The following is an 11,805-nucleotide window of genomic DNA, read 5'->3' as shown; positions in this document are numbered from 1 at the left end:
GAGCCGGATGACCGGGAGGCCTTCGCACCGCTGCAGGAGCGTTTGAAGGTGACGGCGTAAGATGCGGGCAGCTTCAGCAGCCTCTGCAATCGTGAGGAGGTCGTGCGCGGCATTGCTAGTCACCATTCCGGGACCGCACCTTCTATAGGTTCGACGCATACTATATAGATCAGTTGTAGAAATAATCTAGGGTCGTTTGCTTCATGACGCACCAGGTGGTGTTATAGTACACCTCGGTGCCCACTGTTGCGGACTTAACTGACGATCTCACGAACTGGCAGCGGCGGGTCGCGCAGGGCAAGGCGCCCGCCTCGAACGGCGTGCTGTGCCCCACCAGCTCGGAACTGACCGACGACAAGTGGACAGCGCGGTTCGTTGCCGGGCGCTGACGCCCGATCATGAAACTAGGAACTTGGGCGCGCGCGGGGAGCTTCTGTGATCGTGGGGTGGCGTCTCGGTCTCGTAGCGTGCCGGGACGCAGGCTCGGACTACTGTCCGAGCTCATCCGAAAAACCGAGCGCGAAAGCCCGAGCATGACGTACCTGCGCTACGCGCTCGACATCGAGCGGCCTGCCCCGGACGAGCAGGCGACGATCGACGGCATCATCAGGGGCATGACCCAGCAGTCCGAGACGGTCGAGGCACGCGAGAACCATGCGGTGCGTGCCAGCCACGCCAAGAGCACCGCCTGTGTCACCGGCGAGTTGACGATCGCGCCTGACTTACCGCCCGAGCTGGCGCAGGGCCTCTTCGCTAGGGCGGGCACATACCCTATTGCTGTCCGGTTCGCACAAGGACCCGGAGAGACGCTGGGCGACCGGGTCTCTACCCACCGCGGCATGGCGATCAAGATCTTCGGCGTACCGGGTGAGAAGCTGCCTGGCCATGGCGTCGATACGCAGGACTTGGTGCTGGCAACCGGCACCACCTTCCCGTCAGGCACCGCGGCGGGCTTCCTGCGTGACGGTACCGTCATCGGCAAATCGACAGGCCTGCCCGAGGGCGTCAAGAGCGCCATCTCATCGACGATGCGCAATCTCAATAAGGCCCTTCACGCCTTCGGGACGGAGAGTGCGTTCGCCGATTTCTTCGGCCATCCCTACAGCCACCCGCTGGCCGACAGCTACTTCAGCCAGGCGCCGATCCGCTTCGGTGACTACGTGGCCAAGCTCGGTGCCGTGCCAGCCTCGGGGGAACAACGTGCCCTATCCGAGTGGCGCCTCGACCCGCACGTGGACGAGGACGGCTTCCGCCACGCGGCGATCGACTTCTTTCGCGAGCACGATGTGGTGTTTGAGCTGAAGGCGCAGCTGTGGTCAGACGCGGATCGGCAGCCGATCGAGGACGCCTCGGTCGACTGGCCGGTGTCGATCAGTCCGTACCGAACTATCGCAACACTGCGCCTGCCGCGCCAGGATGCCTACGGACCGGATCGTGTGCGCTACTTCGACGAGATGATGACCTTCCGCCCCGCCCACAGCCTGACAGCGCATCGGCCGCTCGGGTCAGTGATGCGAGCGAGACTGCAGGTCTACCAAGCCCTGAGTGCGTTTCGCCACCGTCAAAACCATGTCGCCGAGGAGAACACAGCCGGTATCGAGCAGATCCCTGCGTGAGAACAGACCGCTGCGCTTCCCCGCGGACGTTCACGACGATCAAGTCGACAGCATCGCCCTCGTAGGACAGCTTCTTGACCGCGCCCGCCCTGGCATCGCGCCGAAGGCCCCGCCGAATTTGACCGAGGGCTTGAGCGGCTACAAGACCACGAGAACTGGCGGCGGATCGTGGCGGGTGTAGGAGACCATCAGCAACGGCGTGCTGTGCCTTTCCGGGCCCGCACTGACCGCCGAGGAGTGGGTTGTGCGGTTTGTGACCGAGCATTGAACAACATAATCGGTTATTAACGGTTTAGTATCGTTGAGAAAGTATGAAGCACCTAACATCGAGGTGCTATCATGCGCGTTCTGTTGATCGAAGACGATGCTACCGTCGCGCAGAGCATCGAGTTGATGCTCAAGTCCGAGAATTTCAATACCTACACCACCGACCTCGGTGAGGAGGGCGTCGATCTCGGCAAGCTTTACGATTATGATATCATCCTCCTCGATCTGAACCTGCCCGACATGTCTGGGTACGAGGTGCTGCGCTCGCTGCGCGCCGCCAAGATCAAGACGCCGGTCCTCATCCTCTCCGGCATGAGCAGCATCGAGGACAAGGTGAAGGGGCTCGGCTTCGGGGCGGACGACTACCTCTCAAAACCCTTTCACAAGGACGAGCTGATCGCGCGCATCCACGCCATCGTGCGCCGCTCGAAGGGTCACGCCCAGTCGGTAATTGAGATGGGCGATCTGCTGATCGACCTCGACGAGAAGATGGCCAGGGTAGGCGGTAATCGCATCCCGCTCACCGGCAAGGAGTACCAGATGCTGGAACTTCTCGGCCTACGGATGGGCATGACGATCACCAAGGAGATGTTCCTCAACCACCTCTACGGCGGCATGGACGAGCCCGAGCTGAAGATCATCGACGTGTTCATCTGCAAGCTGCGCAAGAAGCTCGCCAGCGCTAGTCATGGCAAGAACTACATCGAGACCGTTTGGGGCCGCGGTTACGTACTGCGCGAAGGCGCACCCGAGATGCGAGCGATGGCAAGCTAAAAATCAGCAGGTAGAAACGAAAAGTCCTAAATGTGCATTGATTTATTGTGTTCATTGGCGCAGATGGCTTGCTTCACTCAAGCAGGTACGCCGTGAACGAGAACACAGGAGCCATCGAGGCTCAGACCATCGATTTCGTCGGACTGACGAGCGAGATCGTCTCAGCCTACGTGTCGAACAATTCCGTCCGACCCGGTGATATGCCGGAGTTGCTCGCGGGCATTCATGCCGCACTCACTGGTCTCGGCCAAGGAGGGGCAACCAGCGCTCCTTCGGCCGAGAAGCTCACCCCCGCCCAGATCCGCAAGTCGATCACGCCAGACGCGCTGATCAGCTTCCTCGACGGCAAGCCGTACAAGACCCTGAAGCGGCATCTCAGCAAGAGTGGCATGACGATCGAGCAATACCGGGAGCACTTCGGCCTGCCGCGGGACTACCCCTCAACGGCCGCCAGCTACTCGGCGCAGCGCTCGGCGCTCGCTCACAGTTTCGGGCTGGGCCAGAAGCGCAGGGAGGCAGCTCCGAAGGTTGCTGAGCCTGCTGAGACCGTCTCCGATAAGCCGAAGCGGGCTGGCCGGGCACGGAAGACCAGCAACGTCGCAGAGGCGTAGGGCACTCGCGAGTAGCATTCTGCCGAACCTTCGCCGCAGATCGTGGCGAGGGTGATGCCCATGCAATGGAGCTCAGGCAGAATGGCGATGAGACGCTCGATCTCGACCGCGGCAGCCCTCGCGGCCCTCACCACCGTCGCGCTCGCGCAGAATGCGCCAGTCCCTGCGGAGAAGCCGACTGCCGGTTCACCTCAGGGGGGCGACGACACGATGACGGACGTCGACCCCGAGCTGCTTGCGCGCTGCAGGCGCGCAGCTGCGCAGAGGAAGCTCAAGGGCTCGGAGCGTGCGACGTTCATGAACACGTGCGTCGAGCCAGAGGATTGAGCATTTGGGAACCGAGCTGCGGCGCTTCCTGGCTGGCGCGCACGACGACCGTGTCGATAGCCTTGGCCTCAATCTTGAAGCGAAGCAGTATTATGGCACCACTGCGCTGTGCCAGACGCGATCGATTTGCGATCTCTCCTTTATCGCATCGAAAGTTGCGGTTTAAAGTCTTGATCAATTGAAAGTTGCAATACTTGACCTTGGATGGGGTGAAATCACGGATGCCTTCCATTACTCAGATTAGAATTAATCAATATGTACTATCGTCACAAGCAAGTGGGGGAGAGTGAAATATTTTTCTATTTGGCCATAGTTTGATATGCTCTTCTGTTGCGGCATATGATTTGCTGAGGTGGAGGGGCTCAGAGGGATCGCTTAAAATGCGCATCATCGGCCGCGCTCATAGGAAGCTGGACAACTTTGCCCGATCTGCTTTGCATGGAGCAATGTCAACGCCGGTAGCAAGGCGGCGCATCGAACGTCACTATGATTTTATACGCGCTGCGCAGAGATTTGACATAGATCTGCTTGATCATTGCGATCAGATAGCTGTTCAGGCTCTGCGTGATACAGGCATATATCAGACTCATTTAAACGATCTAAATCTTCCCGAAACAAGGGAAATGTTAAGCGCGGCCGATGCAGTGCGTCAAGACATTGAAGCGCGCCTTATCAATGGCGCGTCAGGTGCTTTTGATCCATATTTGATTCAAGCAAACAAACCAGAATTAGAAAAACGCCCCGAGATATATTTTTTCGGACTTGGGGAAAGGATCCTCAAAATCGTCGAATGCTACTTAGAGCTGCCTGTTGCTTTTGGTGGGTTCAACTTTTTTTATACGTTGGCAGATGGGCGAGAACGAGGTGCTAGAGTATGGCATCTCGACGGCGAAGATGAAAGTATTGTCAAAGTTGCTATTTACTTAAATGATGTCGATGCAGATGGCGGTCCTTTCGAAATGATACGTGAAAGGATTTATAACGGCAGCAACCTATATACGCGCCCTGCGAGGCACGAGAAACTAGAACGTATTGCCGGCAGAAGCCTATCCTCGGAGGATATTGTAACGTGTGTCGGCCCGAGCGGGAGCGTCATATTTTGTGACACAGCGCGCTACTATCATCGTGGCAAGCCTGCGACGGGGGATAACAGGGCAGCAATCTTCTTCAACTATTATCCCCGCCCGCCTCGGCGCCCATACTTCTGCGGAAAGCCTATCGTTGACTTATCAGATTATAGAATGCTTCGCTCATCATTAACTGATTATCAAACGCGTTGCGCGCTCTGGCGCGATGATCTTCCCTCAGTCGCGAGGTATGTTTTACCAAAGTAAGGTCAGAGATTTGCCACTCCAAGGCTTCGGTAGTTCTAGAGCCCTGCCTTCAGGCCGCGGCTGTGAGGGTTAGCGTTGCCGGATGAGTCCAAGGTAGCAGGTCATCGAGATGGCGCTAAAGATGGCCGTCGACGATGTGGGCGATGTCGCAACGTTGCACCTTCGCCCCAGATGGTGCTCACGTTGTGAGTTCGGCATTCGAAGCCTCGGCGGCCCCATGCGACCCTCCCTCGCACTCTTCACCGCTGTAGCTGCCCTTGCCTGCCTTCCTACGGTGGGGCACGCACAAAGCACGTCAGAGCCGACTAGAAAGCCCGCCTCGGGCGCATCCGCTGCCGGCGAGGAAGCGGCATCAGCCGTTGACCCGGCGGTACTCGATCGCTGTCGGCAGCGGGCGGATAACCAGAAGCTAAGAGAGGGTCCAGAGCGGAAGGCCTTCTTAGGGACTTGCGTCACGCCAGAGGATTGAAGCGCGGCGGCGTCTAGCAAGTCCTGCGTCTCACAGGAACCCGTTCCCCGAGTGCCCCTTGAAGGCGTTGGCCCGGCGAATGTACCCGACGACCGTCCGCGGGTCCCGGTGGCCCGACTGGTCCATGATGCGCGCGAGATCCGCCCCACGTTCGGCCGCCGTCGTGATGTAGCCGGCCCGCAGGCTGTGTGCCCCGAACAGCGCCGCATCGAACCCGGCGGCCGTGCAGTAGGCCTTGATGATGTTGGCGACGGACCGATCCGTGAGGCGGGCAGCCTGGGGCGCGAGCTGCGCACAGTTCCCCCGCATCCGGCCCGATCGCGAGACCGGCCGGAACACCGGGCCCTCCGTGATGCCGGCGGCCGCCAGCCATTCGCGCACGAGACGCACGGGCTGAATGAACCGGCCGGTCGGGATGGCCTTCTCGAACCCCCTGCCCTCCTGATCGACCTTAGACCGGCGGACCATGACCCGCAGGCCCTCAGGATCCTCGCGCAGGTCCTCGACGTCGAGCGCTACAAGTTCACTCCGGCGGAAGGCCCCCGCGAACCCAAGTGCCAGCAGCGCGCGGTCCCTCTTGCCGGTCAGCGTGTCGGGCGTGCGGGCCAGCAGCATCTGCAGCACGTCGACCGTGGCCGCTGCTTTCTGCGTTGGCGCAATCCCGACGCGCCGCCGGATCCCCTTCATGGTGGCGCGGACATCCTCGTCGTCCGTTGGGTCCGCGGCCTTGGCCAGCTTGTGCGCGTAGCCAATCGCGGCGAGCCGGCGCCCGATGGTCGAAGCCGACCGTCCAGCCTCCGCTTCGGCCACGAGGAAGCCCGAGACCGCCTCGGCCGTGGCGGGCAGCGACCGGAACCCATACCGTCGGCACCACGCCTCAAATACCCGCGCATCCGAGCGGTAGGCCCGCAGGGTCGCGGCTGCCTTCGAGGCGCGCTGGTAGGCTTGGACGAGTGCTACAGTCTCGACCGGCAGCCCAGCGGCGATCTCTACAGTTTCGATGGGTAGGCTGTCAGGCATCGTCCTCGGGCGCAAACACCTCGCCCTCCTCTGCCAAGCGCACGTTGTCCTCGTCGGCTCGTAGCTCGCTCAATGCGCGGTGCTCAGAGAGCAGTCGCCGCATCGTTCGATCCGCGTCCGAGCAGTCTGCCGACTCGGGTGCAGTGGGGTCGCAGCCCTCGATCGTCTCGGCGGTCTGCTGATCGACCGTGGCGCGCTCTTTATCGCTGAGCCCCGCCAAGTCCCCAAGCCCCAGGTCGCGCGCGACGTGGGCTGCGATCTCCTCGCGCTTGGCATACAGGGCAAGGACACGCGCTTCCGCCGGATCTTCGGGATCCTGACGCCCGACCTGCCGGGCGAGTGCGAGCTGCCAGCCGCGCGCCATCGAGGCGCCCCGCAGTCGCATGCGATCCGTGACGCTGGTCAGCACGAGCTGCCAATGCTCGGGGCTGAGTTCGGCGAGAGGCTTGGCCTGACCCAGATTGCGCGCCGCTTGCTCGGCGGCCTCTCGCCATTCCGGTGACAGGGAAAGCGTCTCGGTCGGGACAACGACGATGAGCGCCTCAGGCATACCGAACCCCTCCAGCTAAACTCAAAGGATAATAGCGTCTGCCGTCATCCAACCAGCAGCGTCTTAGGGCTGCCGACGGCCAACGATCCGCCCTGTCGCAAACTTCCGAGAACACCACTTATCGGAAGTTACATTGACTGCCGTCATGCTGCAATGCCTCGGTGCTGTAATGCTACAGCGCTGAAGAGCACGACCCGACACGCGGTACTGTCGGCTGCGGGAGGGGAGCGGACGCTGGGCTGTTGCTCCGAACCGGACGTTCTGCATCCGACCCAACCCGATCGTCGGGACCGCCGTCAGCGCTTCCCGAAAGCGGCTGTTAGTCGGTCGTCCGGCAGCTTCGGCTGAGGGTGGAGAGCGGAAGTCAGCCGCTCGCCTCGAAGCGGACGTTGCGCATCTGACCCGAAGCCCGCGTTCTGCCTTAGATCCGACCTCGTTCACGGGCGAAGGACTGCGACGTGCCCGTGAGCCTTATTTGTGACGCCCACGAACCCCCGGAAAGCGAAGGCAGATAGCTCTTAAGCCGTCCCGTCCAGGCTGACGAGCAGGTGGTCCAGTTGCTCGAACTGCTCGCCCCACCCACTTGTGCTTCCAGAAGCCATCGCCTCGTCGAGTGCTTCCTTTGAAGGATAGAGTTCGTGCACGACGACCCGTGTCGTGCCATCCCTTTCCTCGAAGGTGACTGTGGTGATGGCCCCTCCTTCAGCACCTTCGTCATTGGTCCAGACGAGGCGGGTGGGTGGCGTCACTTCGACGTACCGACCGAAGAACGTCATGGGCTGCTCTGAAGAAGGGTGGCCCATAACCACACGGTACGAGCCGCCCGTCCGGATCTCAGCTTCGAACGAAATTAAGGTGACGCCAGATGATTTGGGCGCCCACCAGCGCTGGAACAGTTCCGGCTTAGCCCATGCTTCAAATACGATACGTGCCGGACCGGCGACGACTCGCGTAACGACGAGTTCCCTGTCCGAGGTTCGCTCCACCGTCGTGTGGGCCTTCCCGGCGACAGGATCACTTTGTCTACTTGTGTCCATCGAACGTCTCCCTCTGCTTCAGTTCCTCGACGATTTGATCCAACGCGTCGAAACGCGAGGCCCAAAGCTTGCGGTATTCCTCGATCCAGGCCGTCTCTTCCACTAGCTGGCTAAGGCCAAGCTTGCAGGTCCGCACGCGTCCGACCTTCTGCGTCGTGACCAGCCCAGCCTGCTCCAAGATACCAACATGCTTTTTCATGCCCGTGAGGGTCATGTGGAACTTGGCAGCAAGCTCCGTGATCGAAGCATCTCCACGCCCGAGCTGCTCAAGTACGCCTCGGCGTGTGGCATCCGAGAGCGCTGCGAAGGAGACGTTGAGGCGCGACGTTAAAAACTGAACCATACAGTTCAGTTTTTAACGTATGGATTGCCATCGTGCAAGCAGCTGAGATCGGCGCTAGCTGATCGCCCGGAAACAGACCTTCTAAACATCCGTTTCGGGTCGTGAGCGGTCCCCACGGCTATGTCCACTTGATGCAACCGCTGTCCAGAAGCGGACAGGCAGGAAACCACCCAACCCGGTCTTAGGTCGCCGCCTATCATGCTGCCACGAAGCGGACCTTCTGAGGGTCTGCGAAAGGTCGGAAGCGGAAGCAACCGCCGTCCATGTTCGACCAAAGCACTGTAGTGCTGCAGCATGACAGCACGACACCGGCATAGCGTGATAGTTTCGCGATGCCATAGCACGATAGCGCTACGGCACTGTTCCGCTATCGTGCTACGCCTCGCCCTTGGGCTTGAGCGACGAGGCCGGCGGATGCCCGTGCTTCTGCAAGGCCGCGTCTATCCCTTCCATGATGACATCGTGAACCTTCACGTCCCGGGTGAACGCGATCTCGCGCAAGCGGCGATGCACCTCTTTCGGCAGGTACACGGAGGTATGCACCACATCCGGACGGGCTCGCCGGCCCGCAGGCTTGGCGCTCGCCAGTTCGGGCGAGGCTGGCGCGGATGCCGGGGCAGGGGCAGCAGATGCCGCCGGCTCACGGGGTTCGGATCCCGGCAGGGATAGGCCACCAATCAGGGAAGGGCGCTTCGTCATGCCTTGTTCGCCTTCATTTTGCGATCCGCCCAGGCCCACAGCGCCCGCAGCTCCTCGGCAGCCTTACCGTCGGGCGCGTACTCCGTGACGCCTTTCCCCGCCGCGAGCGCGTCTTGATGGTCGGCGCGTTGCGTCAGGGACGGTTCGGCTAGAACGCCGAACATCCCGAGCCCGCTGGCCGCTTCGACGGTTCGAGCCGAGCGCCCGGCAGGGCACTGGTTCAGCACGAACGCGAACCGGTCCCGCATGCCGAGACGCATCAGGGTTTCGATGGTCGGCATGGTGGCCTGTAGATCGAGGCGCGACGGCCGGGCGGGGATGAGCGCCAGGTTTGCGGCCTGCATGGCCAGATTGCCCCCGGTGGAGGCGACGCCGGCCGTGTCGAGCACCGCGACTGTGAACCCCTGCGCCCCAAGCGCGGCTAGGATCTGCGGGAGATCCGTGAGACGATCCGAACCGAGCCGATCAACGGCCGGCGCATCCTCCGTCCGAACGTCACCCCACGCCGCGAGCGAGCCTTGCGGGTCGAGATCGAGGGCGGCGACCTTCTCCCCCGCCTCGACGGCCGCGACAGCGAGACTTGCGGCGATCGTGGTTTTTCCGGATCCGCCTTTTTGTGTGACCAGGGTTATCGTTCGCATGGCCCCCTCGTGATGCTGTCGCGCTGTAGCAGCAAGGCACGACGACACGAAAGCGCTACGGTCTGGTAGCACCATCGTGCGATAGGTGTTTAGCGCTAAAGCATTACAGCGCGAAAGCATCGAAGCGCCGTAGCGGTGCAGAGCTGCTCGCGCTATTTGAACCGCATCAGCCGCGGAAGCGGTCGGGAGTGCGCGAGGCCGGGCGAGCCGGGATGATATTGCCGCCTGGCTAGCTGCCTGCCGCAGCAGCGCTGTTGATCGAAAGCCACTGTCAAATGTGTGGCCGAACTGACACGGTTCCCTCGAACCGATTGTGTCTGAATGAAAACCGTATTGCTGAGCGTAACAGTTCAGGCATGATCCTGCATCAGCAAGCCAATTCGATGTGAGGGCCTGCTGGAGCCAGCCACCAAGACGCGGGCCCAAACAAGAATGGGCGGTGTGACCTGAAAAATCAGGCATGGCCGCAGTTACGGGTCTCGAAGTTTTGGGGTTGCTGATGAATTTCCTGAAGAATTCCCTCCTCGGTTCCGCTGCCGCCTTCGCGGCGGTGGGCGCCGCGCACGCCGCCGACCTGCCGGTCAAGAAGGCGGTGCCGGTCGAGTACGTCCGCGTCTGTAACGCTTACGGCGCCGGCTTCTTCTACATCCCGGGCACCGACACCTGCCTGCGTATCTCGGGCCGTGCCCGGTTCGAGGGCGGCTACCAGACCAGCTACACCCGCCAGGCGGGCGCCGCCGGTGACACGTCGGGCTACCAGGGCCGGATGCGCATCAACCTCGATGCCCGCACCCAGACTGCCTACGGCACCCTGCGCGCCTTCGTGCGCTTGGATGCAGGCGCCCGCACCGGCTATTCCGGCGTCGGCACCTCCGGCACCCAACAGCGCATCGGCCAGGCCTACCCGGGCATCGGCACCGACAGCTTCGGCCGCGACCAGCAGTTCGCCAACGTCGACAAGGCGTTCATCCAGTTCGCCGGGCTGACTGCCGGTCGCGCGTCGTCGTTCTTCGACTTCTACGCCCACGACTTCGAGTTCGCCGGTGCTACCGCCGGTTCGGACAACTTCTCCACCAACCTGCTCGCCTACACGGCGACGGTCGGCAACGGCCTGTCGGCGACGATCTCGATCGAAGATCCGGTCTTCCGCCGGACCCCGATCTTCTCGCCGTTCAACGTGGCCGCCACGCTGAACACGGGTAGCACGCAGAACTTCGGCGTGACCAACCAGCCGACCCCGATCTTCGTCGGCCCGAACCGCTACGGCAACATTGACAGCATCGAGCGCTCGCGTCTGCCCGACTTCGTCGGCGTTGTGCGCCTCGACCAGGCCTGGGGCTCGGCCCAGCTCTCCGCCGCCACCCACGAGCTGAACGTCGGCAACCTCTCGACCGCCGCCAGCACCGGCACGGGCGCCATCGTCGCCCCTGCCCATACCAGCAACGTCCAGGGCTTCGCGGTGCAGGGCGGCCTGAAGATTAACGCCCCGTTCATCGCGCCGGGCGACGCCCTGTACCTGCAGGGTGCCTACGGCGAGGGCGCGCAGCTCTACACCGGTTACTCCTCGTACACCGGCTCGTACACGCAGAGCACCACGACCATCCAGGGTCAGAAGTTCGCCCAGTACTTCGCTGACGCGACGGTCAATCCGTTCACGGGGCAGTTGCAGACCTCGACCAGCTTCACGGCGGTCGCCTCGTACCTGCACTACTGGTCGCCGGAATGGCGCTCAGCCTTCTTCGGCTCCTACGGCGAGCAGAGCTTCTCCAACAGCGCCCGTCTCGCCCAGGGTGCGATCTACAGCCTCGTGAGCGGTCTGGCCGGCAGCAACCCGTTCGGCTCCAACGCCGTTGGCGTCCCCGGCACCCGGTTCTACAACCTGAGCCAGGCGCTGCGCGACACCTACCAGTTCGTGGCCGGTGCGAGCTTGATCTGGTCGCCGGTCAAGGACCTCGATATCGGCGTCGAGGGCTTCTACACCCAGATCGGCCTGAAGAACGGCCGGGCAATCGATCTCGACAAGAGCCCGACCGCCTACGCCAACATCGCCGGCATCAACGCCGGCACCTTCGCCGTTCGCACCGCCACGCAGGACTCGGTCTCGCAAGTGCGGTTCC

The 11,805-nt window shown here is 62.1% G+C and carries 12 protein-coding genes; 6 read left to right on the top strand and 6 right to left on the bottom strand.

What is annotated here, in order from left to right; all coding sequences use genetic code 11:
- The first annotated feature begins 533 nt into the window (after window positions 1-533).
- The 5 genes from AC3IF3_RS30290 (at window position 534) to AC3IF3_RS30270 (ending at window position 4,929) form a co-directional block, all read left to right on the top strand.
- Window positions 534-1,616 (top strand): catalase family protein, encoded by a 1,083-nt coding sequence (locus tag AC3IF3_RS30290; protein WP_489231681.1) that lies wholly within the window; start codon window positions 534-536, stop codon window positions 1,614-1,616.
- A gap of 339 nt (window positions 1,617-1,955) precedes the next feature.
- On the top strand, window positions 1,956-2,657 hold the full coding sequence (gene ctrA, locus AC3IF3_RS30285; RefSeq protein WP_489231680.1) for a response regulator transcription factor CtrA: 702 nt from the start codon (window positions 1,956-1,958) through the stop codon (window positions 2,655-2,657).
- Window positions 2,658-2,749: 92 nt separating this feature from the next.
- Entirely contained in the window at window positions 2,750-3,268 is a 519-nt protein-coding gene (locus tag AC3IF3_RS30280; RefSeq protein ID WP_489231679.1) for a Ros/MucR family transcriptional regulator, read from the top strand.
- Between the two features lie 81 nt (window positions 3,269-3,349).
- Window positions 3,350-3,595, top strand: a complete 246-nt coding sequence (locus AC3IF3_RS30275) for a PsiF family protein (protein WP_489231678.1) — start codon at window positions 3,350-3,352, stop codon at window positions 3,593-3,595.
- Window positions 3,596-3,975: 380 nt separating this feature from the next.
- On the top strand, window positions 3,976-4,929 hold the full coding sequence (locus AC3IF3_RS30270; protein ID WP_489231677.1) for a phytanoyl-CoA dioxygenase family protein: 954 nt from the start codon (window positions 3,976-3,978) through the stop codon (window positions 4,927-4,929).
- A gap of 499 nt (window positions 4,930-5,428) precedes the next feature.
- Here AC3IF3_RS30270 and AC3IF3_RS30265 read toward each other — a convergent pair whose 3' ends face one another.
- The 6 genes from AC3IF3_RS30265 to AC3IF3_RS30240 all read right to left on the bottom strand — a co-directional run bounded on the left by AC3IF3_RS30265 (window position 5,429) and on the right by AC3IF3_RS30240 (window position 9,688).
- Window positions 5,429-6,418 carry a site-specific integrase gene (locus AC3IF3_RS30265; protein ID WP_489231676.1) on the bottom strand — a complete coding sequence of 330 codons (990 nt, stop codon included), beginning with the start codon at window positions 6,416-6,418 and terminating at the stop codon, window positions 5,429-5,431.
- Window positions 6,411-6,968, bottom strand: coding sequence for a hypothetical protein (locus tag AC3IF3_RS30260; protein WP_489231674.1), 558 nt, complete (start codon window positions 6,966-6,968; stop codon window positions 6,411-6,413). Before AC3IF3_RS30260 ends, AC3IF3_RS30265 begins: the two co-directional genes overlap by 8 nt.
- Window positions 6,969-7,486: 518 nt before the next feature.
- On the bottom strand, window positions 7,487-8,005 hold the full coding sequence (locus tag AC3IF3_RS30255; protein ID WP_489231673.1) for an SRPBCC family protein: 519 nt from the start codon (window positions 8,003-8,005) through the stop codon (window positions 7,487-7,489).
- Complete coding sequence (locus tag AC3IF3_RS30250) at window positions 7,992-8,348, bottom strand: ArsR/SmtB family transcription factor (RefSeq protein ID WP_489231672.1); 357 nt, start codon at window positions 8,346-8,348, stop codon at window positions 7,992-7,994. The genes AC3IF3_RS30255 and AC3IF3_RS30250 overlap by 14 nt, the downstream gene beginning before the upstream one ends.
- 375 nt (window positions 8,349-8,723) lie before the next feature.
- Window positions 8,724-9,047 carry a hypothetical protein gene (locus AC3IF3_RS30245; protein ID WP_489231671.1) on the bottom strand — a complete coding sequence of 108 codons (324 nt, stop codon included), beginning with the start codon at window positions 9,045-9,047 and terminating at the stop codon, window positions 8,724-8,726.
- Complete coding sequence (locus AC3IF3_RS30240; protein WP_243964630.1) at window positions 9,044-9,688, bottom strand: nucleotide-binding protein; 645 nt, start codon at window positions 9,686-9,688, stop codon at window positions 9,044-9,046. Before AC3IF3_RS30240 ends, AC3IF3_RS30245 begins: the two co-directional genes overlap by 4 nt.
- Before the next feature lie 499 nt (window positions 9,689-10,187).
- Here AC3IF3_RS30240 and AC3IF3_RS30235 point away from each other — a divergent pair.
- Window positions 10,188-11,805: porin (locus AC3IF3_RS30235; protein ID WP_489231714.1), on the top strand; the 1,618-nt coding region annotated here is incomplete at its 3' end.

This window comes from Methylobacterium sp. J-118 (assembly GCF_057836565.1).
This window is presented reverse-complemented; position numbering and strand designations above follow the sequence as displayed.

Coding starts and splice junctions, on each gene's coding strand:
- AC3IF3_RS30265 (WP_489231676.1), bottom strand. CDS start 6,418: ATGCCTGACAGCCTACCCATCGAAACTGTAGAGATCGCCGCTGGGCTG.
- AC3IF3_RS30290 (WP_489231681.1), top strand. CDS start 534: ATGACGTACCTGCGCTACGCGCTCGACATCGAGCGGCCTGCCCCGGAC.
- AC3IF3_RS30245 (WP_489231671.1), bottom strand. CDS start 9,047: ATGACGAAGCGCCCTTCCCTGATTGGTGGCCTATCCCTGCCGGGATCC.
- AC3IF3_RS30270 (WP_489231677.1), top strand. CDS start 3,976: ATGCGCATCATCGGCCGCGCTCATAGGAAGCTGGACAACTTTGCCCGA.
- AC3IF3_RS30255 (WP_489231673.1), bottom strand. CDS start 8,005: ATGGACACAAGTAGACAAAGTGATCCTGTCGCCGGGAAGGCCCACACG.
- AC3IF3_RS30260 (WP_489231674.1), bottom strand. CDS start 6,968: ATGCCTGAGGCGCTCATCGTCGTTGTCCCGACCGAGACGCTTTCCCTG.
- AC3IF3_RS30275 (WP_489231678.1), top strand. CDS start 3,350: ATGGCGATGAGACGCTCGATCTCGACCGCGGCAGCCCTCGCGGCCCTC.
- AC3IF3_RS30250 (WP_489231672.1), bottom strand. CDS start 8,348: ATGGTTCAGTTTTTAACGTCGCGCCTCAACGTCTCCTTCGCAGCGCTC.
- AC3IF3_RS30240 (WP_243964630.1), bottom strand. CDS start 9,688: ATGCGAACGATAACCCTGGTCACACAAAAAGGCGGATCCGGAAAAACC.
- ctrA (WP_489231680.1), top strand. CDS start 1,956: ATGCGCGTTCTGTTGATCGAAGACGATGCTACCGTCGCGCAGAGCATC.